General features: G+C 68.9%; 19 protein-coding genes. 7 read left to right on the forward strand and 12 right to left on the reverse strand.

Annotated features, from left to right (window positions below):
- Positions 1-312 precede the first annotated feature (312 nt).
- From bioD to AB0F86_RS24935, 4 genes are all read right to left on the reverse strand, one after another.
- The gene (gene bioD / locus AB0F86_RS24920) at positions 313-987 is read right to left on the reverse strand and encodes a dethiobiotin synthase (protein ID WP_356986230.1); all 675 of its coding nucleotides are present in this window, start codon (positions 985-987) and stop codon (positions 313-315) included.
- A gap of 73 nt (positions 988-1,060) precedes the next feature.
- Positions 1,061-2,212 (reverse strand): 8-amino-7-oxononanoate synthase, encoded by a 1,152-nt coding sequence (locus AB0F86_RS24925; protein ID WP_356986229.1) that lies wholly within the window; start codon positions 2,210-2,212, stop codon positions 1,061-1,063.
- A 35-nt stretch (positions 2,213-2,247) separates the two neighbouring features.
- Positions 2,248-3,525, reverse strand: a complete 1,278-nt coding sequence (locus tag AB0F86_RS24930; RefSeq protein WP_356986228.1) for an adenosylmethionine--8-amino-7-oxononanoate transaminase — start codon at positions 3,523-3,525, stop codon at positions 2,248-2,250.
- A 59-nt stretch (positions 3,526-3,584) separates the two neighbouring features.
- Positions 3,585-4,031: a MarR family transcriptional regulator gene (locus AB0F86_RS24935; RefSeq protein ID WP_356986227.1), complete on the reverse strand. Its 447-nt coding sequence runs from the start codon at positions 4,029-4,031 to the stop codon at positions 3,585-3,587.
- A gap of 28 nt (positions 4,032-4,059) precedes the next feature.
- On the opposite strand from AB0F86_RS24935, the gene AB0F86_RS24940 reads away from it, so the two are divergent.
- Genes AB0F86_RS24940 through treY form a run of 3 tightly spaced genes read left to right on the forward strand, consistent with a single transcriptional unit; the run spans position 4,060 to position 9,202 of the window.
- Entirely contained in the window at positions 4,060-4,596 is a 537-nt protein-coding gene (locus tag AB0F86_RS24940) for a cupin domain-containing protein (RefSeq protein ID WP_356986226.1), read from the forward strand.
- Between the two features lie 57 nt (positions 4,597-4,653).
- Positions 4,654-6,774, forward strand: a complete 2,121-nt coding sequence (gene glgX, locus AB0F86_RS24945; RefSeq protein ID WP_356986224.1) for a glycogen debranching protein GlgX — start codon at positions 4,654-4,656, stop codon at positions 6,772-6,774.
- Positions 6,775-6,781: 7 nt separating this feature from the next.
- Entirely contained in the window at positions 6,782-9,202 is a 2,421-nt protein-coding gene (gene treY, locus AB0F86_RS24950) for a malto-oligosyltrehalose synthase (RefSeq protein WP_356986222.1), read from the forward strand.
- A gap of 36 nt (positions 9,203-9,238) precedes the next feature.
- On the opposite strand, the gene AB0F86_RS24955 is transcribed toward treY, so the two are convergent.
- Together AB0F86_RS24955 and AB0F86_RS24960 are read right to left on the reverse strand one after the other, a co-directional pair.
- Positions 9,239-9,655: a hypothetical protein gene (locus tag AB0F86_RS24955; protein WP_181700647.1), complete on the reverse strand. Its 417-nt coding sequence runs from the start codon at positions 9,653-9,655 to the stop codon at positions 9,239-9,241.
- 28 nt (positions 9,656-9,683) lie between these two features.
- Positions 9,684-10,040, reverse strand: a complete 357-nt coding sequence (locus tag AB0F86_RS24960; RefSeq protein ID WP_356986220.1) for a nuclear transport factor 2 family protein — start codon at positions 10,038-10,040, stop codon at positions 9,684-9,686.
- A gap of 157 nt (positions 10,041-10,197) precedes the next feature.
- On the opposite strand from AB0F86_RS24960, the gene AB0F86_RS24965 reads away from it, so the two are divergent.
- Positions 10,198-13,083: an AAA family ATPase gene (locus AB0F86_RS24965; protein ID WP_356986218.1), complete on the forward strand. Its 2,886-nt coding sequence runs from the start codon at positions 10,198-10,200 to the stop codon at positions 13,081-13,083.
- A 4-nt stretch (positions 13,084-13,087) separates the two neighbouring features.
- On the opposite strand, the gene AB0F86_RS24970 is transcribed toward AB0F86_RS24965, so the two are convergent.
- The gene (locus tag AB0F86_RS24970; RefSeq protein WP_356986216.1) at positions 13,088-13,303 is read right to left on the reverse strand and encodes a hypothetical protein; all 216 of its coding nucleotides are present in this window, start codon (positions 13,301-13,303) and stop codon (positions 13,088-13,090) included.
- A gap of 97 nt (positions 13,304-13,400) precedes the next feature.
- Between AB0F86_RS24970 and AB0F86_RS24975 the strand changes: the two genes are divergently transcribed.
- Complete coding sequence (locus AB0F86_RS24975) at positions 13,401-13,835, forward strand: nitroreductase family deazaflavin-dependent oxidoreductase (protein WP_181700639.1); 435 nt, start codon at positions 13,401-13,403, stop codon at positions 13,833-13,835.
- 49 nt (positions 13,836-13,884) lie between these two features.
- The gene (ilvA, locus tag AB0F86_RS24980) at positions 13,885-15,237 is read left to right on the forward strand and encodes a threonine ammonia-lyase IlvA (RefSeq protein ID WP_225282295.1); all 1,353 of its coding nucleotides are present in this window, start codon (positions 13,885-13,887) and stop codon (positions 15,235-15,237) included.
- Between the two features lie 9 nt (positions 15,238-15,246).
- Here ilvA and AB0F86_RS24985 read toward each other — a convergent pair whose 3' ends face one another.
- Positions 15,247-15,840, reverse strand: coding sequence for a TetR/AcrR family transcriptional regulator (locus AB0F86_RS24985; protein WP_356986214.1), 594 nt, complete (start codon positions 15,838-15,840; stop codon positions 15,247-15,249).
- 142 nt (positions 15,841-15,982) lie between these two features.
- Between AB0F86_RS24985 and AB0F86_RS24990 the strand changes: the two genes are divergently transcribed.
- A complete protein-coding gene (locus tag AB0F86_RS24990; RefSeq protein WP_356986212.1) occupies positions 15,983-17,449 on the forward strand; it encodes an MFS transporter in 1,467 nt (488 codons plus the stop codon).
- Positions 17,450-17,465: 16 nt separating this feature from the next.
- Here the strand turns inward: AB0F86_RS24990 and AB0F86_RS24995 are convergent, their stop codons facing one another.
- The 4 genes from AB0F86_RS24995 to AB0F86_RS25010 all read right to left on the reverse strand — a co-directional run bounded on the left by AB0F86_RS24995 (position 17,466) and on the right by AB0F86_RS25010 (position 23,123).
- Positions 17,466-18,716, reverse strand: coding sequence for a serine hydrolase domain-containing protein (locus tag AB0F86_RS24995; RefSeq protein WP_356986211.1), 1,251 nt, complete (start codon positions 18,714-18,716; stop codon positions 17,466-17,468).
- Between the two features lie 76 nt (positions 18,717-18,792).
- A complete protein-coding gene (gene treZ, locus AB0F86_RS25000; protein ID WP_356986209.1) occupies positions 18,793-20,544 on the reverse strand; it encodes a malto-oligosyltrehalose trehalohydrolase in 1,752 nt (583 codons plus the stop codon).
- Positions 20,545-20,776: 232 nt separating this feature from the next.
- Positions 20,777-22,741 (reverse strand): hypothetical protein, encoded by a 1,965-nt coding sequence (locus AB0F86_RS25005; RefSeq protein ID WP_356986248.1) that lies wholly within the window; start codon positions 22,739-22,741, stop codon positions 20,777-20,779.
- A gap of 193 nt (positions 22,742-22,934) precedes the next feature.
- Positions 22,935-23,123, reverse strand: a complete 189-nt coding sequence (locus tag AB0F86_RS25010; RefSeq protein ID WP_356986207.1) for a hypothetical protein — start codon at positions 23,121-23,123, stop codon at positions 22,935-22,937.
- Positions 23,124-23,144 lie beyond the last annotated feature (21 nt).

Below are 23,144 nucleotides of genomic sequence, written 5' to 3' on the forward strand. Positions count from 1 at the left end.
CCACGACCGGGGGGTACGCGAAGGCTGGAACCAATAAAAATATTGGCACTGACATTCATCGACACACTATTGAGTTCTCAAAGAACACACGCACACACTTCCGACCCGACGTTCAGTCGAGGTTTCTGTGCGGCAAGGGTTCGTACTGTAGTCCAAGCGACCCGCCGGACGCAAATCCGGTCAAGCCCTGAACACGCAATCAGTCAGGCGCTCATCGTACTACCTCGTGTCTCAGCGGGGCTGAGTCGGTGTCCGTGTCGCTCTGACTCGAACTAAGTTACGTGCCGCCAAACACGAAGTCAAATCCGCTGGTCAGAGTAGGTTTTTCAGATCTTGGTCGAACCAACCCGGAGCTGTAGCGGTGAACCGGTCGCGGTCCCACCGTCCCACCCCTGCGGGTATGACGCCGAGCAACGGAGTTCCGGTGATCCGAGGCAGATCGTGGCGGTTGCACTCGGAAGCGAGGTCGGGTTCATCGGGCCAGGCGCCGATGACGAGCCCGGCGCAGCGAACTCCCGCTGCAGCAAGAGTTCTTGTGGTGAGTTCGCTGTGGTTGAGCGTGCCCAGGCCGGCGGCAGCCACGACCAGAACGGGGGCGCCGAGTTTCTCGGCGAGGTCGAGCAGGGTGAACTCCCCCATCCGGACCAGCAGCCCGCCCGCCCCTTCGACGAGTACCAGGTCGGCGTCGGCGAGTGTCTCGATACCTGCGACCGTCTCCGCGAGCGTCAACAAGGGCATGCCTGCCCGGCGGGCGGCGGTGTCGGGGGCGAGCGGTTCCGGGTAGCGGGCCAGCTCGAGGGTGCGGGTGACGCCGGTCAGGCGGGTGATATCGGCGAGGTCGCCGGGTTCACCGGGCGCTATGCCGGTCTGGGCCGGTTTGCAGACCGCGACCGTGCGGCCTTCGGCCCGGGCGGCCGCGGCCAGCGCGGCGGTCGCGACGGTTTTGCCGACATCGGTCGACGTACCGCTGACCAGAAGAACACCCATCTCACTACCTCACCATTCCTCGGTTCATCACCGATCCGTTCCCTACCTGCCCAGGTTCATGCGGGCGACAGTGTCAGACGACCAGCGCGTCCCCACGGGCCTCGGCCAGTACCGCGCCGAGCACCTCGGCGATGGTGTCCAGTTCGGTGGCGGTGAGGTCGGCGCGGGCGGTGAGGCGAAGACGCGAGGTGCCCTCGGGGACCGACGGTGGACGGAAGCAACCGACTTCGAGCCCGCGCGCTCGGCACGCCTGAGCGGCGTCGAAGGCGCGTTGGGCGTCGCCGAGAACGACCGAGACCACGGCCGAGGTCGGTTCGGGCACGCCCGCGACGCGGGCGATGTCCGCCGCGCGGTCCAGGACACGGGTGGCCATGGCCGGGTCGCGGCGCAGCAGTGACAGGGCCGCGCGGGCAGCGCCGACGGCAGCGGGCGCCAGGCCGGTGTCGAAGATGAAGGTGCGGGCGGCATCGATGAGATGGGCACGAATCCTGTTGTCGGCGAGCACTACTCCGCCTTGGGCGGCGAACGCCTTCGACAGGGTGGCGGTGATGACGAGGTCGGGCTGACCCGCCAAGCCCAGCTCGTGCACCAATCCCCTGCCGCCGGCACCGCGGACGCCGAGCCCGTGGGCTTCGTCTACGACGAGGACCGCACCGTTGGCCCGGGTGATCCGGTGCAGGTCGGCCAGCGGTGCGAGGTCGCCGTCGGCGCTGAAGACCGAGTCGGTGAGGACGAGCGCCCGCTCCTCGACGCGCTCGGCCAGCAGCCGGTCGACGGCGGCGACATCGCGGTGCGGTGCGACGGCGATCCGGGCACGCGAGAGCCTGCACGCATCGACGAGCGAGGCGTGGCTGCCCGCGTCGGAGACGACGAAGCTGTCGCGCCCGGCCAGGGCGGTGACCACACCCAGGTTGGCGGCGTAACCGGAGGCGAAGACCAATCCTGTTTCGGCGCCGACGAATTCGGCCAGTTCGGTTTCCAGGAGCTCGTGTTCGGCGGTGGTTCCGGTGACCAGCCGCGAACCGGTGGAACCCGCGCCCCAACGGCGGACCGCGGCGATCGCGCCCTCGATCACTTCCGGGTGGCGTACCAGGCCGAGGTAGTCGTTGGAGGCGAGGTCGATGCTCGCCTGCTCAGGTTCGCGCACGCGCAGGTGCCTGCGCAGCCCGGCGGCGGTGCGCGCGGTGGCGCGTTCGTCCAGCCAGCTCAACGGGTCCGTAGTCACAGTCGAGGAGGATACTTGAACACCGTTCAGGCCGGTCATCGGAGCGAGGCTTTCACAGCGGCGTGCACGGCGCCGGTGATCGCGGCGATATCGGCGGAACTGCTGATGAACGGGGGCATGGTGTAGACGAGATTGCGGAAAGGACGCAGCCAAGCACCGGCGTCGACAGCGGCATCGGTGGCTGCGCGCATGTCGACGGGTTCGGCGAGTTCGACGACGCCGATGGCCCCGAGCACACGCACCTCGACTACCCCCGGCAGGTCGGCGACCGGTGCGAGACCTTCGCGCAGCTCGCTTTCGATCCGTGCGACCTCACCGCGCCAATCACGCGAGCGCAGCAGTTCGATCGACGCCACCGCGACCGCGCACGCCAGCGGGTTGCCCATGAAGGTCGGCCCGTGCATCAGACCGCCGTGCGCGGCGCTGATGGTTTCAGCGATACGAGTGGTGCACAGCGCGGCGGCGAGGGTGAGATAGCCGCCGGTCAGCGCCTTGCCCACACACATGACATCCGGGGCGACCCCGGCGTGGTCGGCGGCGAACAGCGCGCCGGTGCGGCCGAAGCCTGTGGCGATCTCGTCGAAGACGAGCAGCACGTCGTTCGCGTCGCAGATGCGGCGCAGCTCGGTGAGATAGCGCGGATCGTGCCAGCGCATACCGCCCGCGCCCTGCACGACGGGCTCGACGATGACGGCGGCCACCTCGTCGCGATGGGTGTGGATCGCGTGTTCGAGTTCGGCGACGTAGTCCTGGGTGAATTCGCGAGGCGGGGCGGGCACGAAGACCTGATCGGTGAGGACATCGGTCCACAGCACGTGCATCCCGCCCTCGGGATCGCAGACGCTCATCGGTGTGAAGGTGTCGCCGTGGTAGCCGCCTCGCCACGTGAGCAGGCGGTTCTTGGCCGGACGGCCGAGCGCCCGCCAGTACTGCAGGCACATCTTCGCGGCCACTTCCACCGAGACCGAGCCGGAGTCGCAGAGGAACACCTTGTCCAGGCCCACGGGAGTGATCTCGACGAGTAGCTGCGCGAGGCGGGTGGCGGGTTCGTGGGTGAGCCCACCGAACATCACGTGACTCATCCGCTGCGACTGCGCGAAGAGAGCTTCGTCGAGCACGGGATGCCGGTAGCCGTGCACGGCCGCCCACCAGGAACTCATTCCGTCGACGAGTTCACGACCGTCGGCCAGGGTGAGCCGGGTGCCCGCCGCGCTCGCCACCACCAGCGGTTCGGTGGTAGCCGGGAAACCGCCGTAGGGGTGCCAGACGTGGTCGGCGTCCAGGGCGGTGATCTGCTCGGGGGTCAGGTCCACAGCGTGTCCTCGTCGTTGCCCGGTGCCGCCTGCGACGGCCTTGAACGCTGTTCAAGTTATCACCTGTCGGCGACTGCGGACAGATTCGCGACCACATCGGGAATCCGGGCCAGGGCCGCGCGGACATCGCCGAGCGAGTCCGCGCCGAGTTCGCCCGCGATCGCGGCCTCGATGCGCCGGATCTCGCGGGCGGCCACAGCAAGGGCATCGCGACCCTTCGCCGTCGGCACGATCAGACGTGCGCGTTTGTCGGCGGGATCAGCGATGCGCTCGACATGACCGAAACGCTCGAGGTGAGTGACCAGCTCCCCCATCGACTGCTGGGTCATGCCGGCCGACTCGGCCAGGGCGGTCACTCGCGAGCCGTTCGGCGCCAGATAGCGGAAGACCGCGTAGTGCGCGGGTCGCAGTTCGGCGCCGAGGGTTGCGCGCAGGGCGTTGTCGAGTTCCCGTTCGTAGGCATCGGTGGCCTGGACCAGGAGTTTCAGCAGCGTAGACCTTGACATATAGGAAGGTTACCTTTATATCTTGGTTATGGCACGCACCGGCACCGTCCTCACCTTCCGCAACGGGCATCGGGTCACCCTCGTCGACCGCGGCGCCGACGAGCACGGCGCCTATCTCCGGCTCGAGCACGAGCTGCCGCGCACCGGCAGGCAGGCGGGCCCGCACTGGCATCCCGAGATCAGCGAGACGTGGACGATCCGGAGCGGGCGGGTGCGCTTCCGTATCGATGGCGCCGACATCGTCGCCGGACCGGGCGACACCGTCACCGCACCGCCGCGTGCCGTGCACGAATTCTGGAACGAGGCCGAGGGCACGGTGATGGACCACGTGATCCGCCCGCCGTTGCGGCACTGGGAGATGTTCGAGTTCTGGAGTGGGCTGGACAACGCGAACAAGACCACCGAGCAGCGAGTGCCCCGCAACCCGCTGGCGCTCGCGCTGCTGTGGGAGTACCAGGACGGCTACCTGGCCGGTCCGCCCGCGCTGCTGCAACGGTGGGTTTTCGGCGGGCTCGCCGCGCTGGCCCGGCGCACGGGCTACGCGCGGCGGCTGATGGCGGGGTGACGCAGCACCCAGCGCGAGCACGCGCGGTCAACACGCGGATTCCTCTACTGTCGTAGCATGTCGAGCCCCAACGACCGGACTGGTGAGGTGACGCCGTTGAGCGTGTGGCCGGGCACGGCTTACCCGCTCGGTGCCACCTACGACGGCGGGGGCACGAACTTCTCGGTGTTCTCCGAGGTGGCCACCCGGGTGGAGCTGTGCCTGATCGGCGAGGACGGGTCCGAGACGCGGGTGGATCTGGACGAGGTGGACGGTTACGTCTGGCACGCCTATCTGCCGTCGGTCGTTCCCGGTCAGCGCTACGGGTTCCGCGTCCACGGGCCCTACGAGCCCGAGCTCGGGCTGCGCTGCGATCCGGGCAAACTGCTGCTCGACCCGTACGGCAAGGCCTTCGACGGCGAGTTCGTCAACGACCCCTCGCTCTACACCTACGGCTCGGATTCGCTGGGCCACACCATGACCGGGGTGGTCATCAATCCCTTCTTCGATTGGGGCAACGACCGGCCACCGAATCGGCCGTACCACGAGACGGTGATCTACGAGGCGCACGTCAAGGGCATGACCATGACGCACCCCGACATCCCCGACGAACTACGCGGCACCTATGCGGGGCTGGCACATCCGGCGATCATCGGGCATCTGAAAGCGCTCGGTGTCACGGCGATCGAACTCATGCCGGTGCATCAGTTCTTCCACGATCACGTGCTCACCGATCAGGGGCTGCGAAACTACTGGGGCTACAACAGCATCGGGTATCTGGCCCCGCACAACGAGTACGCCTCCCGCCGCACCGGGGACGCCGCGGTCGCCGAGTTCAAGGCGATGGTGCGGGCGATGCACGCCGAGGGCATCGAGGTGATTCTCGATGTGGTCTACAACCACACCGGCGAGGGCAATCATCTGGGGCCGATCCTGAGCCTGCGCGGTATCGACAATGCCGCCTACTACCGGCTCGACGACGAGAACCCCGAGCATTACAAGGATTTCACCGGCACCGGCAACAGTCTCAATGTGCGTCATCCGCACACTCTGCAGCTCATCATGGATTCGCTGCGCTACTGGATTCTCGATATGCACGTCGACGGCTTCCGCTTCGACCTCGCCGCGACGCTCGCGCGCGAATTGCACGATGTGGACCGGCTTTCCGCATTCTTCGACCTCGTGCACCAGGATCCGGTGGTGAGTCAGGTGAAGCTCATCGCCGAGCCGTGGGATGTGGGCGAGGGCGGTTATCAGGTTGGCAACTTTCCCAGCCTGTGGACGGAGTGGAACGGCAAGTACCGCGATACGGTGCGCGATTATTGGCGTGGTGAACCGGCGACATTGGGTGAGTTCGCCTCCCGGCTCACCGGGTCGTCGGATCTGTACGAGCCGACCGGGCGGCGGCCCGGCGCGAGCATCAACTTCGTCACCGCGCACGACGGATTCACCTTGCGGGACCTCGTGTCCTACAACGAGAAACACAACGAGGCCAACGGCGAGGGCAACCGCGACGGCGAAAGCCACAACCGCTCGTGGAACTGCGGTGTCGAAGGACCGACCGACGACCCCGAGGTGGAGGCACTGCGGGCGCGTCAGCAGCGCAATCTGCTGGCGACGCTGATCCTGAGCCAGGGCACGCCGATGCTGGCCCACGGTGACGAGATGGGCCGCACCCAGCTCGGCAACAACAATGTGTACTGCCAGGACTCGCCGCTGGCGTGGATGGATTGGTCGCTGGCGCAGAAGAACGCGGACCTGATCGAATTCACCCGTTCGGTGATCGCGTTGCGTACCGAGCATCCGATCTTCCGGCGCCGCCGCTTCCTCGCCCCTGGTCCGGCCGACGGCGAGGGGCATCGCCGCGAGATCGCCTGGTTCACGCCCGCCGGGGCGGAGATGACCACCGACGACTGGCACAGCGGATTCGGCAAATCCCTCGCCGTGCTGCTCGACGGCGACGGCATTCCCGAGCCCGGCCCGCGCGGGGAACGGATCAGCGACGACTCGTTCCTGCTGTGCTTCAATGCGCACGACGAAGCGCTCGATTTCGTGCTGCCCGGGCCGGAGTTCGGTGCTGAATGGGCGCTCGCCCTGGATTGTTCGACCCCCACCGGTGCCGCCGAAGCCGTTCATGCGGCGGCGTCGGTGCTGCCCGTTCCCAGCCGCTGCCTGCTCGTATTGCGCCGAACCGCCTAGCGAGACGATGACCGAGACCTACGTGACCGATCCCCTGACCCGGCTGCACCGCGCGCCGATCCGCCCGAGCACGGTGCGCAGCACCTACCGCCTCCAGTTGCGTCCCGACGCGCTCACGTTCGGCGATGCCCGGGCCATTGCCGAATACCTGCAGCAGCTGGGGATTTCGCATCTGTACCTGTCCCCGATCCTCACCGCGGCACATGGGTCGACGCACGGGTACGACGTCACCGATCCGACCACGGTGTCGGCCGCGCTCGGCGGGCCCGCGGGACTCAAAGCGCTGTCGGACGAAGTGCGCAGTCGCGGAATGGGTTTGATCGTCGATCTGGTGCCCAACCACGTCGGAGTCGGCGATCCGCAGCAGAATCCGTGGTGGTGGGATGTGCTGCGGCTGGGCCGGAAGTCGCCGTACGCCAGGTACTTCGACATCGACTGGAGTCCGAGCAACGGTGCGGGCGGGCGGCTGGCGCTGCCGGTGCTGCAGAACGAGAACGATCCGGCCGCGCTCACCGTCGACCGGTCCGGTCCCGAGCCGATGCTCGCGCTGCACGATCTGCGGTTCCCGATCGCGCCCGGCACCGACGGTGACAACGCGCTGCGCATCCACGACCGCCAGCACTACCGGCTGGTGAGCTGGAAGGCCGGGGTGTGCACCTACCGGCGGTTCTTCGCGGTGAACAGCCTGGCCGCAGTCCGCCAGGAGGACCCGGAGGTGTTCGAGGCGACGCACCGGGAACTGGCCGCCTGGTGCGAACACGACCTGATCGACGGTGTCCGGGTGGATCACCCGGATGGGTTGGCCTATCCCAGTGCGTATCTCACGCGATTGCGTCGTCTGATCGGTCCCAAGCGGTTGCTGTTGGTCGAGAAGATCCTCGCCAATCGTGAACCGCTCGACGCCACCCTGCCGATCGACGGCACCACGGGGTACGACGCACTGGCCGACGTGGGCGGGGTGCTCATCGACCCGGCCGGTGAACCCGCGCTCACCGAGCTGTCACAACAGGTGGCCGGGCACGGCAGCGATCGCGCCTGGTTCGGTGAGACCGAGCACCGGATCAAACGGGCGGTCGCCGAGACCATCCTGGCACCGGAGATCCGGCGGCTGGTCGCCGCGATCAAACGCGACGGCAACGCGGGCAGTTTCGACACCCTTGCCGTGAGCAACGCGACCATCGAGGTGCTGGCGTTCATGCCCGTGTACCGGGTGGATTACGCACCGCTGGCCGGGATGACCGCGGCGGTGGTCGCGGAGGTGGAGAAGCGCAACGCCGAACTCACGGCGCCGCTGTCGGTGCTGGTGACGGCGCTGGCTGTCGGCGGGGAGGCGGCGACGCGGTTCAACCAGGTGTGTGGGGCGATCACCGCGAAAGCGGTGGAGGACACCATGTTCTATCAGGGTGCGCGGTTGGTGTCGCTGCAGGAAGTGGGTGGGAACCCGGCGCGGTTCGGCCATTCGGTCAACGATTTCCACCTGTCCAATAGTGAGCGCGCGCAGCGCTGGCCGGCGACCATGACCACACTGTCGACGCACGACACCAAGCGCGGCGAGGATGTGCGCGCCCGGATCGGCGTGCTCTCGCAGGTGGCCGAGCTCTGGTCGGAGCGGGTGCGTGGCTGGCTCGAAACCACCCCGGCGCCCGACGGTGCCACGGCACTGTTCCTGTTGCAGAACATGTTCGGGGTGTGGCCCGCCGACGGGCGGCCCGCGTCGTCGGTGCCGGGGCTGCGCGATCGGTTGCATCTGTTCGCGGAGAAGTCGATCCGGGAGGCCGGGACCAAGACGTCGTGGGAGGAACCCGACGCGCAGTTCGAGTCGGCGGTGCACGCCTGGCTCGACGCCGTGATCGACGGGCCCGTCGGCACCGGGATCGGCGATCTGGCGCACGAGCTGGCACCGCATGCCTGGTCGGACGCGGTGTCGCAGAAGCTGCTGCAGCTGTGCGCGCCGGGGATCCCGGATATCTATCAGGGCACCGAGGTGTGGGAGGACTCGCTGGTCGACCCCGACAACCGGCGGCCGGTGAACTTCGCGGTGCGCGCGGGAATGCTCCAATCCCTCACCGACACACCGACTCTGGACACCACGGGCGCGGCGAAGATGTGGGTGGTCGCCTACGCGCTGTGGTTGCGGCGGGAGCGGCCGGAATGCTTCGTCGGCGGGATGTATCGGCCGTTCTACGCGGTCGGCGAGCACGCGCACCGGCTCGTCGCCTACGGGCGCGGGCCCGCCGGGGAATCGCCCGAGGTGATCGTCGCGGCCACCCGGCATTCGGTCGGGTTGGCCACGACGGGGTGGACCGACACCACCTTGCCCCTGCCCGAAGGCACCTGGACCGACAGGTTGACCGGCAACACCTATTCGGGCACCGTGCGGCTCGACACGTTGTTCACCCGGTTACCGGTCGCGCTGCTGGTGCGCTGAGAAACGCGGGACCGCCTCGGCGGTCCCGCGTCCGGTTCAGCGTCGCAGGCCCAGGTACTGCAGTGCGGCGAAGGCGCCGACCGTCATCGCCTGCATCACGGCCCAGACCGCGCCGACAGTCGTGAGGTTCAGTGCGCCCGTGACCACCGCGGCGAGGCTGGCCAGCACCCAGGCGGCGTTGCCGATCGCGACACCGGCCGCGGCGGTCCGGTTGATCGGCGACCTGGCACCGATGACGGCGACGGCCAGGCCGTAGGCGGTGAGGAAGGCGCCGATCGCCAGGCTCGCGGTGGTGTCGAGGCCGAGCAGGCGCTCGAGCGGAACCGCGAGGGCGAGATAGGCGATGCCGTTGGCGCCGGTGACGACGGCATCGGTGCGCAGCGACAGGCGGAGCAGGTTCTCCCCGGAGGTGAGCAGGGCGGACAGACGGCCGGGGCGAGTGGCGGTGGTCATGGCGGATCTCCTGGTGTGTGAAGGGGTTTCAGGCGGCGGCGGGAACGTGGTCGAGGAAGCCGTAGACGCGGTCGATGCGGCCGTCGACGAGGACTGCGACGTCGAAGCCGATCACCACGGCGTCACCGTCGGCGGGGCCGAGACCCCAGGTGAAGCGGACCTGGTCGTGGTGGGCGTCGACCGGGCCGGCCAGCCGGAAGGTCCAGTCGGGGAACTGGGTCTGCACGCCGGCGATGGCGGCTTCGAGTTCGGCGTGTCCGTTCACCGCGACCATCGGGTCGACGTAGCCGACCTGCGGGGTGAACAGCCGGGCTACCGCGGAGCGGCGGGCGCCGGGCTCGCGGGTGTTCCAGGCTTCCAGGTACTGCGCGACGATGGTGTTCATCTCGACCTCCGAAATAGTCTCTGAGCTGGTGTTTCGCTCGTTGTTTCTGCGATGACACCAACGTTATGGGCTGAGTGGGGGTCGGCGAATCAGTCGCCTATAGGTACTTTCGCGACGCGGCTACTGTCATCGCCGGTACGGCGATACGGTTGAGCACATGCTGCACGGACGCGACGCCGAACAGGCCATGCTCGACGACCTGCTCGCCGGTGCACGTGCCGGGCGCAGCGCGGCCCTCGTGATCCGCGGTGAGGCAGGCATCGGAAAGTCGGCTCTGCTGGATTATGCTGCGGCGCAGGGGCTTCCGACGGTGCGAAGCGCGGGTATCGAATCCGAGGCCGAATTGCCCTTCGCCGCACTACATCTGCTGGTGAAGCCGGGGATCGAACTGGTCGGGCAGTTGCCGCCCCGCCAGCGCGACGCACTCGAGGCGGCCTTCGGCCTCGGCGAGCACGCACCGGCCGACCGGATGCTCATCGGCCTCGCGGTGCTGACGCTGTTGGCCGAGGAAGCCGCCGACGGACCGCTGCTGTGCATCGTCGACGACGCGCACTGGCTGGATCAGGCCACGGCGGATGCCCTGCTGTTCGCGGCTCGCAGGCTCGATGCCGAGGGGGTGGTGATGTTGTTCGCGGCCCGCACCGGTTCCGACGACTTCCCGGCACCCGGACTGACGGAACTCACCTTGACCGGTCTGCCGCCCGAGGCCGCCGCCGCACTACTCGATGCGGGCACGACGCGGTTGTCACCGGCCACCCGCTACCGTCTGCTCGCCGAATCGGGCGGCAATCCCCTTGCCCTGCTGGAACTTCCGTCGGTCCTCAGCGACAGCGATGTGGATGCGGCGAACCCGCTCCCCCTGACGCAGCGCCTGCAGCTGGCCTTCCACAGCCGCATCGCGAAGCTTCCGCCCGCCACCCGCACCGTCCTCCTGGTCGCCGCCGCGGCGGGCACGGCGGACATCGGACGAGTACTGCAGGCCGCCACCACCCTCGGTGCGGGACTGCCGGACCTGCAACCGGCACAGGACGCGGACATGATCGACCTCGACACCGGACGACTCACCTGGCGCCACCCGCTACTGCGCTCGGCGGTCTACCAGGGTGCGGCATTGACCCAGCGACTCGCCGCCCACCGCGCACTCGCCGCCGCCTACGCACCGACAGCGCATACATCGGTGGCAGGAGATCTCGCGGCGCCTTCGCCCTCTGGGCTCGACGCCGCCGGTACCGGCAGCTCGACGACTGTCATCACCTCTTCGGTGAACGGTGCCCACGGCCCGATAACCGACACCGCGGTCCCAACGACCGGCACCCACGGCTCGGCGACCGCTATCGACGGATCGATCGACCTTGGTACTCGGGCACTCCCCGATGACCACGATGCCGATCTGCGGGCCTGGCATTTGGCTTGCGCGGCGACAGGGCCCGACGAGGAGGCCGCGACCGCGTTGGAGAACACCGCCGATCGGACGCGTCGCCGCACGGGTTTTCACGGGGCGGTCGCGGCCTACGACCGGGCGGCGGCGCTGAGCGTCGACAGTGCGGCGCGGGTGCGGCGGCTGGTGCTGGCCGCCGAGACGGCGACCGAGGCCGGGCTCAGCGAGCAGGCTGCGCGGCTGGCCGAGCGCGCGGCCGCTCAGCATGGTGGTGGCGAGTACGGCCAGCGGCTCGAGCTGGTGCGTGCGCAAGCCGAGTTCGCTTCGGGTACACCGGGTTCCGCGCATCGTCGGTTCATGTCGGCGGCCCGTGCGGCGCGCGCCGACGACCCGGGAAGCGCCGCCCGCATTCTCACCAGGGCCGTGCACACGGCCTGGTATCTCGGTCCTGCCGAGCTCGACGAGGTAGCCGGGTTCCTGACCACGTTGCGGTTGGCGGAGGACGACCCGGCCACCCCGATCGCGCGCTATCTGACCGGTTCGGTGTCGGGCAGGCGAACCACGGACCTGCGCGCCGTCGTCGACGCCGCGCGCGCCACAGGCGCCGACAACCCCGCCGACCTGGTGCAGCTGTGCGGTAGTGGGCTCGTCGTCGGACAGGACGACCAGGTCGACGAGGTGGCCGCCGAACTCATCGCCGAGTGCCGGGAGCAGGGGCGCATCGCCCTGCTCGCACCGCTGCTGTTCTTTCGTGCCGAATGCCAGCTGTTCGGTGGGCGGCCACGGGAGAGCCGGGTCGCCGCCGAGGAAGGGTTGGGGATCGCCCGCGATATCGGGCAGGCGCAGTGGGTCAGCCAGCTGCATGCCTTCCTCGCCTACCTGGCGGCGCTGCACGGTGACGAACGGCGCTGCCACGCCGAGGCGGAGAACGCGGTAGCCGATCAGCTCGGCGGGCCGATGGCGGTGGGGGCGTCGTGGGCCCATGCGGCTCGGGGACTGCTCGCGCTCGGCGAGGGCAAACTCGACCGGGCACAGGCCGAACTCGAACACATGACGATCGAACCTGCACGTCACCACGTGATCGGCCTGCGCACGCTGCCGGATCAGATCGAAGTCGCCGTCCGCCTCGGCGCGACGGACCGCGCGAACGAGGCCCTGACCAGGCTCATCGAGTGGTCGGCGCGTGCCGAGCAGCAGTGGATCGGCGCCTTGGCGGCACGTGGGCAGGCGCTGCTGGCCGAGGACCCCGAACCGCATTTCCGCACCGCCCTCGTCGGCAATCGCCCCTTCGACGAGGCCAGGACCCGCCTCCTCTACGGCGAATGGCTCCGCCGGGACAAACGCAAAGTCGATGCCCGCACGCAACTCGAACAATGTGCCGACGTCTTCGATCGGCTCGGTGCCGCGCCCTGGCTCGACCGAGCCCGAACCGAGTTGAGCGCCCTGGGTGTGGGGACAACCGCCCGGGCCGACGACGGACCGTTGAGCCTGCTCACTCCACAGGAATCACAGATCGTCCGGTTGGCCGCGCAAGGACTGTCGAATCGGGAGATCGCCGCCCGGTTGTTCCTGAGTCATCGCACGGTCGGGCATCACCTGTACAAGGCTTATCCGAAACTGGGCGTGGTGTCGCGCGGCGAATTGAGCGCGCTCGACCTCGAGTGACCGGTCAGCTCCGGGAATGTGTGTTCGCGGCGCCGACGACCCAGCGAAGGGCCGCGACCGACGCGGCGGCGAGCACGGCGACCTGCGGCGATCCGACGACGAGCAGGAGCAGCGCGGCGACCACGAGCCCGGCGACCAGCGCCTCGAGCTTGTAGACCGGCCACGCGACGCCGGCGACGTCGACCGTCGCGGATGCTGTCGATGGGGTCACCACTGCCATGCACACAGGATAGGCGCAAACAAGAGTTCGGGCCACCGAAACCTCACCTTCGGGTGGGGTCGGGAACATCACAGCCGGAACCGTCGTTGTGCTGGTCATGCCACTGACAGGAGAGTACGCACCGAGCACTTCCGATTGGGCGCGCGAGCAGGCGGAGGCCTATGAGGCCTCCGGCGGTGCCGAGGGCACCTCGTTGCAAGGCAAACCGGTCATCCTGCTCACCACCAAGGGCGCGAAGACCGGCAAGCTGCGCAAGACACCACTGATGCGCGTCGAACACGACGGCGAGTACGCCGTGGTGGCCTCGCTGGGCGGCGCCCCGAAACACCCCGTCTGGTACTACAACATCAAGGCCGAACCGCACGTCGAACTGCGCGACGGCACAGTCAACAAGGACTACACCGCCCGCGAGGTCTTCGGCGAGGAGAAGGCGCTGTGGTGGGACCGTGCGGTGCAGGTCTGGCCCGATTACGCCGAATATCAGAAGAAGACCGACCGCGAGATTCCGGTCTTCGTGCTGACGCCCCGCTGACCGACCCGCCGACGCCGGACACCCGTGGCTGCCTCGGTAGCATTGTCGGGTGTCCTCCACCGTTGACGTCGCCGAAGTTTCCCTGACCCGTCCGCCGCTCACCGCGGACGAGATCGATGCGGCCGCGCAGCGAATTTCCGACATCATCGAGCCGACACCCCTGCAGTACAGCCCGCGCCTGTCGGCGAGCACCGGCGCGCAGGTGTATCTCAAGCGCGAAGACCTCACCGCCGTGCGCTCCTACAAGCTGCGCGGCGCCTACAACCTGATGGTGCAGCTCACCGACGCCGAACGCGCCGCCGGTGTGGTCGCGGCCAGCGCCGGTAATCACGCGCAGGGCGTGGCCTTCGCCTGCCAGGCGATGGGCGTGCGCGGACGCATCTACGTCCCGACGACCACCCCCAAGCAGAAGCGTGACCGCATCCGCGTCCACGGCGGCGAGTTCGTCGAGCTGATCGCGGTCGGCGAGACCTACGACGCCGCGGCCGCCGCCGCCGCCGACGACGTCGCGCGCACGGGCGCGACCATGGTTCCCCCGTTCGACGACCCGCGCACCGCGGCGGGCCAGGGCACCATCGCCGCCGAATTCCTCGAACAACTCGGTACCGCACCGGATCTCGTCGTCGTGCCGGTCGGCGGCGGCGGCTGTCTCGCCGGCATCGGCACCTACCTGCGCGAGCGCGCGCCGGGCGCCGGTCTGCTCGGCGTGGAACCCGCGGGCGCGGCCTCGATGACGGCGGCGCTGGTGGCCAGCGGCCCGGTGACCCTGCCCGAGATCGACCCGTTCGTCGACGGCGCCGCCGTGCGCCGCATCGGTGACTTGCCGTACCAGGCGGCGACGTCGTTCGGTGGCCGGGTCGTGTCGCACGCTTCGCTCCCGTTGCTCACCACCACCCAATCCCCCACCGGCACAGCATCTTTCCGGATGATGCAGGTCGACGAGGGCGCCATTTGCACGGCGATGCTCGACCTGTACCAGAACGAGGGCATCATCGCCGAGCCCGCGGGCGCGCTCGCGACGGCGGCGCTGGCCGAGATCGACATCGACCCGGGCTCCACCGTGGTGGTGCTGGTGTCGGGCGGCAACAACGATGTGTCGCGCTACGGCGAGATCATCGAACGGTCCCTGGTGCATCGCGGGCTCAAGCACTACTTCCTGGTGGACTTCCCGCAGGAACCGGGTGCGCTGCGCCGCTTCCTCGACGACGTCCTCGGGCCCGACGACGACATCACCATGTTCGAGTACGTCAAGCGCAACAACCGCGAGACCGGGGCGGCGCTGGTCGGCATCGAACTCGGCGCCACCGACGACCTGGCCTCGCTGCTGCACCGCATCGAGGAGTCCCCGATCCAGGCCGAACGCCTGGAACCGGGCTCCCCCGCGTACCGCTACCTCACCTAGTGAGGCCGGTCAGGCCTTCTTCACGGCGTTGAAGATCAGCTCGCCGTAGATCCGCCACTGCTCGGGGTCTCGTTCCTGCTGCCGGAACAGACTGCCCGCGACACCGCCGAGCAGTACGCGCACGTGGCGGGCGGTGACGTCCTCGCGGATCACCCCTTGCCGCTGGCCCGCGAGGATGATCGACTCCAGCGATTCCTCGCCCGCGGGCGACGGCTTCGCGGTCTCGGGCAGTGCTTCGGCGAGGGCCCGGTCGTTGGCGAGGCGCTCGACGGTTTCGGCGAGCAGGTCGCGCAGGATCGTCAACGGGTCACCGCCGGCGTTCAGCTGTTCCAGGGCGGCGAGGCCGCGGCGGTAGAACCAGGCGCGCTGATACTGCGCCACCGCCTGCACCAGCGCGTCCTTGGTCGGAAAGCTGCGGTACACGGTCGCCTTACCGACGCCCGCACGGGCGGCGACCTGCGGAATCGTGGCCTCGATGCCGTGTTCGGCGAACACTTCGACGGCCGCCGCCACCACGCGCTCGTGATTGCGCCTGGCATCTGATCGCTTGGTGGACCAGTCGACGTCATGGTCGGTCGTCGGGTCGCACTGGGGTGCAGTCACCCTGCGATTGTGCCGAATCGGACGGTCATGGCGATCACAGCCTCACCCTCTTCACTAAACGGACTCCAGGGTCCAGTATAGTTTCGATACGGACTGCAAGGTCCACTTACCGCGCGGAACCACACGGAGGCGTGAACTCCCCATGATCGATCAGACGACCCGAGAGTCCGAAGCCCCGCACGACTCAGGGGGACTCGGCACCAATCTCGTGTTCCTCGCCCTGGCCGCCGCCGCGTTCGCGCTCGCCCAGACCGCGATCGTGCCCGGCATCATGATCCTCGGCCACGAACTGCACGCGAGCACGGCAGATGTCGGATGGGTGCTCACCGCCTACCTGATCTCGGCCGCGATCCTCACCCCGGTCTTCGGCCGCCTCGGTGACATGTACGGCAAGAAGAAGTTGCTCGTCATCGCGCTCGGTCTGTTCGCGCTCGGCAGCGTGGCCGCGGCGCTGGCACCTTCGATTTGGGTGCTCGTGGCCGCCAGGGTCGTCCAGGGAGCGGGCGGTGGCATCTTCCCGCTGTGCTACGGCATCATCGGCGATACATTTCCCGCCGAGAAGCGCGGCGGCGCACTGGGTCTCATCTCGGCGCTGGCCGGGATCGGCGCGGGCGGCGGCTTGCTCATCGGTGGCCTGCTGATCGATCACCTGTCCTGGCAGTGGGTCTTCTGGTCCGGCGCGATCATGTCGGCGATCGCGCTGGTCGGCGTGCTGCGGGTGCCGGAGCGGTCGATCCCGACGCCCACGCGGATCGACTTCGCAGGCATCGCGCTGCTCAGCATCGGCCTCACCATGCCGCTGCTCGCTCTGAGTCGTGGCTCGACGTGGGGCTGGACCGATGCGCGCACCCTCGGCCTCGTCCTCGGCGGTCTGGTCGTCCTGATCGGTTTCGTCGCGTTCGAGACCCGCGTCGGCGACCCGCTGATCGACATGCACGTGCTGCGGCGTCCGACCGTGCTGATCACCAATATCGCCATGCTGCTGTTCGGCGCGGGCATGTTCGCGGTGTTCTCGCTCATCCCCCAGCTCGCGCAGACGCCCGACACCGGCGAGTACGGCTTCGGCATGGACGCCACCGGGTCCGGTCTGCTGATGATCCCGGGTTCGATCGCCATGCTGGCGGCCGCGGTCGTCGCCGGGCGTCTCGTCGGTCGGGTCCGCGCCGCTGTGCCGCTCGTCCTCGGCGCTCTCACCGCCGCCGCCGGATTCGCCGCGCTGGCGCTGGCGCACGGCTCCCAGGGAGCTGTCATCGGGTTCACGGTCGTGACCTTCGTCGGCATCGGCCTCGGGATGGCGGCCATGCCGAATCTGATCATGTCCGCGGTGCCCGCCGAGAAGACCGCCGAGAGCACCGGCGTCAACGCGCTGATCCGGTCGGTGGGGTCATCGATCGGGTCGCAGGTCGCGGCCACCGTGCTGGCGGGCAGTGTCGTCGCCGGGACGGCGCTGCCCGCGGATTCGGGCTTCACCACCGCGTTCTGGCTGGCCGCGGGCGCCATCGCGCTGGCGGCTGTGGTCGCGGTGTTCATCCCGCAGAGCAAGACCCCGGCCGCCACATCCGTACGCGAAGACCGTGAATCGGACCTCGCCGGCGCCCTCGCCGAGTAACCGGCAAGGGCGGTGACTAGGCGGCGGCCCGGTCGACGCGCTGCCCGCGGTCACGGGTGGCGCGCACGCCCGACATCACCAGCGGCAGCAGCCAGCCCATGGCGAACTGGTCGTAGGGCAGCAGCGCCTGGTCGAGGCGGTTGTGGACGAAGCCGACCGACAGGCCCGAGCGCGGGTCGACCCAGCCGAAGGATCCGCCGAGACCGATGTGGCCGAAGGCTGTGCGCGCACCGGGCGCGGGCAGCGAGTGGTAGCCCAGATGCCACATCATCGGCATGTAGAACAGGGCGTGGTCGAGGCGGTAGGTCTGCACGCGCCGGATGAGCTTGTGCGTTTCGGGGCGCAGGAACGGTGACCCGTCGAGGGTGACGCCGTCGGCCAGGCCCGCGTAGAGCTGGGCGAGTCCGGCAGCGGTGGCGACGCCGTTGCCCGCGGGCATCTCGGTGTCGAGAATCGGCGGGTCCTCGCCGTCGAGAATGCCGTTGAGGCCGGTCAGATACAGGCAGCGCGCCGCCGCGCCGAGCGCGCCGGGAATACGGAAGCCCACCCGGTTGAGGAAACCGGCGGCCACCGGGTGCCCGGCCAGGCGCAGGTGGGTGCCCGCGAGGCGCGCGTACTCGGTCGACGAACCCGCCGCCGGACGGCCGAGGTGGAAGCCCTCGACCCCGAGCGGGTCGGTGACCTCGGTGCGGATGAGGTCGCTCATGCTGCGACCGGTGACCGAGCGCGCGATACCCGCCAGCAGCCAGCCGTAGGTGAGCGCGTGGTAGGTGGGGACGCCGAGCAGCCGGTCTGGCTCGGCCATGGCCAGCCGGTCTTCCATCAGCTCGTGGTCGAGGAGTTCCTGGGCGCTGTCGGCGATCGGGGACAGCGACGACAGCCCGGAACGGTGGGTGAGCACGTCGGCCACGGTGATCGCGCCCTTGCCGTGCGCTGCGAAGCGAGGCCAGTACTCGGCGACCGGCGCCCGGTAATCCAGGAGCCCGCGGTCGGCGAGGCGGTGGATGACGGTGGCGGTGACACCCTTGGTCGCCGAGAAGACGATCGAACCGGTGTTGGCCGACCAGGGCTGATCGCCCGCGCTGCCGGTCCACAGGTGTGCCAGGGGTTCGCCGTGCCGGTAGATCGCGATGGCGCCGCCTGCGTCGCGCCGATGTCCGATCAGGGCGGCGAAAGCGCGCACCAGCGGACCGAAACCGGCCGGCGCATAACCGCCCACACCGGTCGGAAGGGCAGCACTGTCCTGCCCGTAAGCCTCGTTGCTCATTGCTCAACCGTACGACCGTTATGTCGCCTCGGCAACGATCTCCCGTGCACCGTGGCCGAGCTGTGGCCGCGTGAGATCAGTCGGTGACCACCGTCCCCGTGCCCTCCCCTTCTTCGAGCACGACGAAACTGTGACCCGAAACAAGAGTTCCCCCTTCATTTTCTGTCGCTGGCGCCCACGCCAGCAGCACCCGGCCGTACACCGGGATCACCGCCTCGTCTTCGGACAGGTTGCACACCACCGAGATCCGGCCGCGTCGCAGCACGAACCAGCGGGCGCTCTCGTCATAGTCGGCCCAGACCCGTTCCAGCCAGGGATCACCGAACTCGGGTCGCGACTTGCGCAGGGCGAGCAGGGCGCGATAGCAGGCCAGTAGCCGGGTGTGCGGTTCACGGCTGCGTTCGGTCCAGTCGAGTTTCGAGCGGGTGAAGGTGGCGGGGTCCTGGGGATCGGGGACGTCGTCGGTGGCCCAGCCGTGGGCGGCGAACTCGGCGCGGCGGCCGTCGGCGGTCGCGGCGCCGATGACGGGGTCGGTGTGGGAGGTGAAGAACTGGAACGGGGTGCGCGCGCCCCATTCCTCGCCCATGAACAGCATCGGCGTGCTCGCGGACAGCAGCACCAGAGCCGCTTTCACCGCCAGTTGGCCGGGGGTGAGGTAGTCGCTGGGGCGGTCGCCGACGGCGCGGTTGCCGATCTGATCGTGGTTGCAGGTGTAACCGAGCAGGGCGCTGCCGGGGATCAGGTCGCGGCGGATCGGGATGCCGTGTGTTCGGCCGCGGAAGCTGGAATAGGTTGCGGCGTGGAAGAACCCGTGGGTGAGGGTTTGGGCCAGGCAGGCCAGTGAGCCGAAATCGGCGTAGTAGCCCTGTCTTTCGCCGGAGACAGCGGTGTGCACGGCGTGGTGGAGGTCGTCGTTCCACTGACCGGTCAGGCCGTGGCCGCCTGCCGCGCGCGGGGTGATCAGGCGTGGGTCGTTGAGGTCGCTTTCGGCGATGAGGGTGAGCGGTCGTCCCAGATGCGCTGACAGCGCGGTGGTTTCGACGACGAGTTCTTCGAGCAGGTGGGTGGCGGTGTGGTCGACGAGGGCGTGGACGGCATCGAGGCGGAGGGCGTCGATGTGGAAGTCGCGCAACCAGCGCAGGGCGTTGTCGATGATGTGGCGGCGCACCGCATCGGAACCGGGGCCGTCCAGGTTCACGCTCTGACCCCAGGTGTTGCGGCCGGTGGTGAGGTAGGGCCCGAAGCGTGGGAGGTAGTTGCCGGAGGGGCCGAGATGGTTGTACACCACGTCGAGGCAGACCGCGAGACCCCGGGCGTGGCAGGCGTCGACGAAACGTTGCAGGCCGTCGGGGCCGCCGTAGGTTTCCTGCACCGCGTACCAGAGCACGCCGTCGTAACCCCAGTTGTGGGTGCCGTCGAAGGCGTTCACCGGCATGAGTTCCACGGTGGTGACGCCGAGTTCGACCAGGTGGTCGAGGCGTTCGATCGCGGCGTCGAAGGTGCCTTCCGGGGTGAAGGTGCCGATGTGCAGTTCGTAGAACACCGAGCCGGCCAGTTGCCTGCCGGTCCAGGACTGATCAGTCCAGACGGCGGTGTCGAGGTCATGGACGGCGGACAGGGCGTGGACGCCGTTGGGCTGACGTGGTGAGCGTGGGTCGGGCAGCACCGTCGGGTCGTCGTCGATGAGGAAGCCGTACTCCACGCCCTGGCCTGCCTCGGCCCGGACCGACCACCAGCCGCCGCCGTTGCGGCGCATGGGGTGGACCACCCCCTCGAGTTGCAGTCGCATCGCGCTCGCCTCCGGCGCCCACACCCGAAACTGCCTCATGGAGTCAGCATCGCACGGCACGCGGCGGCACGCCCGGGCAACGATTGCTGATCGGTCGCGATGCCCAGCGTCGGCTTCGGTGCGCCCGGCGGGTCGGATCAGAGTCGCCGCTGCGGTCGGGGCGACCACGTCGTTGTGGCCTCGGGGGGTAGCGGCATCGCGTTCGCGCCGGCCGCCGCGCAACTCGGCAAGAAATGCCTGCGCGGGGCGCCATGAATCCTGGGTAGTCCGGTCAGCGCGGGAAGGCGGCGACGCCGACCGGTCCCACCCCCACACATAGCGGCTGCTCGGGCTCGAGCGGCCTGACCCGCAGGGCGTCGCCGCCGCCGAGCAGCCGGACGTACACCGTGTTCAGGCCCTGTCGCACGTCGGCGACGGTTTCGGTGTCGCCTTCGAAGGACACCGCGATCCGGCCGTCACGGTCGGCGAAGTAGTTGATCTGGGCGGTCCAGTCGCGGATCTGCATGGGACCGTCCAAGGGGATCGAGGTGCTGCCGCGCACTCGGTGGCCGCATTGCGGTTCCGGACCCGGGGTGACGGCGCGGTTCCACCAGACATACGCGTCGACGATGTCGCCGGTGTCGGTGATCATCCGCAGCGTCGGAGTGGCTGCGGCGAACGTTGTCGGTGTCGCGATCGGGGCGAGGACGTGGTCGGTCATGTTCTGCGGGAAAGCCAACGGGTTCAGGACATTCCAGGGGACTTCCTGCGGCAGCAGTGGGGCGTCCGTCGCTGCCGGGAGGGCCGCGCGCACGCCGGTGATGTAGGTGCGCGCCGGGCTCGGTTCCCACGATCGGGTGAAGGTGATTGTGGAGATGACGCTGCTCAGCAGGAATAGGACGGCGGGTATCGCGAACAGCGTCGAGGTGTGCAGGTCTCTCGGGATGCGCGATGTCGGGCCGGTTCGCAGGCGTTCGCTCGGCTGGGACCCTCCGATCGAGCCGGTCCTGAACCGGAAACGGCTGCGCGGCAACATGCCTGCGGTGCGTGGGCGAGCGTCCGACTTGTCGGACCCGCGACGGTCGGGTGACGAACCTTCCCGCGCGGCAGCGGAACGCCGTGCCTGCAGAATCAGCGCAAGGGCGATTGTGGCAATCACGGCGAAGTCGGCGAAGTAGCGCATGGACTGGAGTAGCAGGGCGGCGGTGCCGGGCCCGTCGCGCAGCACGATCACCGGGGCTATGGTCGCGATGGCGTAGGCCGCAGCGCACAACCAGACCGCAGCCACCCGCGTCCGGGAGCGAATTGTCCACGCCGCCAACAGGATCAGCAGTAGCCAACAGATGAGGACGGCCAGGCCTGGCGGGTCGGCCCAGGGCGTGGCCGGTTGCCACCGTTCCCATCGCCACGGACCACCGAACAGGGCGGGGACCAATCCGTCCGAAAGCGCCCGGCTGAGCAGTGCGCCGGGATCTTCGGGCCCGGTCAGCCCGCGCGGGCGCTGGATGACCAACAGGAACACAGCGGCCCAGGCGAGCAGAACGGCGCCGCCCGCCACCCAGAGCACTCCCCCGCGCCGAACCTCATCGCGCCAGGGACGCCCCGCGACATGCGCCGACAACGCGACCACCGCGCACGCCACTGGCAACACCACGATCGACTTCTCGAACGACAGCAGTGCCACGGCGAAGACGAGCGCACCCGATACCGCGTACCGGCGCCTACCCGTTCGCGCCAACAGGACCGCATCCGCGCTCACCCAGGCCAGCGCGATCTGCAACGGCAGGGCGTTCACCGCCGCCGCCCACCAGGCGAACGCCGGCACGGTCAAGGGCACGAACAGGTAGAACAGCAGCGGTCCGAGCCCTCGCGCCCGCCATCCCATCAGCACGACGAGCAGCCGTAGCACCGCGAGCGAGGCGAGCAGTTGCAACCCGACGAGCACCGCCGCCGCGACGGGCCAGCTCAGCGGCGCCACCTTGGTCACCAGCCAGGTCAACGCGATCGCCAACGGCATCACATGCCCGTCGTGGCTGGTCAGCAACAACTCCACCGACCACAGGGGGTGCCTGCTGACCTGTCCGATGAGGATGAAATCGTCCCAGTAGAAGAAGCCGGAAAACGCCACCCAGCCCCGCAGAACCAACTGGGCGAGAATCAACGCGGCAGCCAGGCCGACCACCACACGCACAGACAATCGCTGCCTGTGCGCAGACGACGCGGCTGATGCGGGCGAGTCGAGCAGCGTCACAGACATCACGCCTTTCGACGCTAGCCCGTTCGCCCCAGTCCGGCCATCACCCCGCCGGGGCCTGGGTGTCGGCACCAGATAGCGTCCGGAAGTTCGGTAAGTCTCCTGATCGGGCGAACTGCCGTCCTCTCAGAGGAACACGCGCACCGCGGTGGTGAATGGTCTTCGTGGAGCATGTGGCCCGCGTCGGGGACGAGGGTCAGCTTCGCGTCAGGGAGCGCCGGGTGGCGACCTCACCGACCTGCCGCACCGGCACCCAGGTGTCGCGTTCGCCCATACGCTCAACTCGTTCGGGGTAGCGGGCGGCCAGGTCGACAGCCAGTGCGCCGTTCATCGAATGCGCCACGAAGGAGGCGCGATCGATGCGTGCGGCGTCGAGGAATTGCACTACCCGTCCGTCACGGCTCGG

The sequence above is a fragment of the Nocardia sp. NPDC023733 genome (assembly GCF_040639775.1).
In the GTDB taxonomy this organism is placed as follows: domain Bacteria; phylum Actinomycetota; class Actinomycetes; order Mycobacteriales; family Mycobacteriaceae; genus Nocardia; species Nocardia rosealba.

Coding starts and splice junctions, on each gene's coding strand:
- AB0F86_RS24940 (WP_356986226.1), top strand. CDS start 4,060: ATGGCACGCACCGGCACCGTCCTCACCTTCCGCAACGGGCATCGGGTC.
- AB0F86_RS24955 (WP_181700647.1), bottom strand. CDS start 9,655: ATGACCACCGCCACTCGCCCCGGCCGTCTGTCCGCCCTGCTCACCTCC.
- bioD (WP_356986230.1), bottom strand. CDS start 987: ATGGGTGTTCTTCTGGTCAGCGGTACGTCGACCGATGTCGGCAAAACC.
- AB0F86_RS24990 (WP_356986212.1), top strand. CDS start 15,983: ATGATCGATCAGACGACCCGAGAGTCCGAAGCCCCGCACGACTCAGGG.
- AB0F86_RS24995 (WP_356986211.1), bottom strand. CDS start 18,716: ATGAGCAACGAGGCTTACGGGCAGGACAGTGCTGCCCTTCCGACCGGT.
- AB0F86_RS24975 (WP_181700639.1), top strand. CDS start 13,401: ATGCCACTGACAGGAGAGTACGCACCGAGCACTTCCGATTGGGCGCGC.
- treY (WP_356986222.1), top strand. CDS start 6,782: ATGACCGAGACCTACGTGACCGATCCCCTGACCCGGCTGCACCGCGCG.
- AB0F86_RS25005 (WP_356986248.1), bottom strand. CDS start 22,741: ATGTCTGTGACGCTGCTCGACTCGCCCGCATCAGCCGCGTCGTCTGCG.
- treZ (WP_356986209.1), bottom strand. CDS start 20,544: ATGAGGCAGTTTCGGGTGTGGGCGCCGGAGGCGAGCGCGATGCGACTG.
- AB0F86_RS24960 (WP_356986220.1), bottom strand. CDS start 10,040: ATGAACACCATCGTCGCGCAGTACCTGGAAGCCTGGAACACCCGCGAG.
- glgX (WP_356986224.1), top strand. CDS start 4,654: ATGTCGAGCCCCAACGACCGGACTGGTGAGGTGACGCCGTTGAGCGTG.
- AB0F86_RS24935 (WP_356986227.1), bottom strand. CDS start 4,031: ATGTCAAGGTCTACGCTGCTGAAACTCCTGGTCCAGGCCACCGATGCC.
- AB0F86_RS24965 (WP_356986218.1), top strand. CDS start 10,198: ATGCTGCACGGACGCGACGCCGAACAGGCCATGCTCGACGACCTGCTC.
- AB0F86_RS24970 (WP_356986216.1), bottom strand. CDS start 13,303: ATGGCAGTGGTGACCCCATCGACAGCATCCGCGACGGTCGACGTCGCC.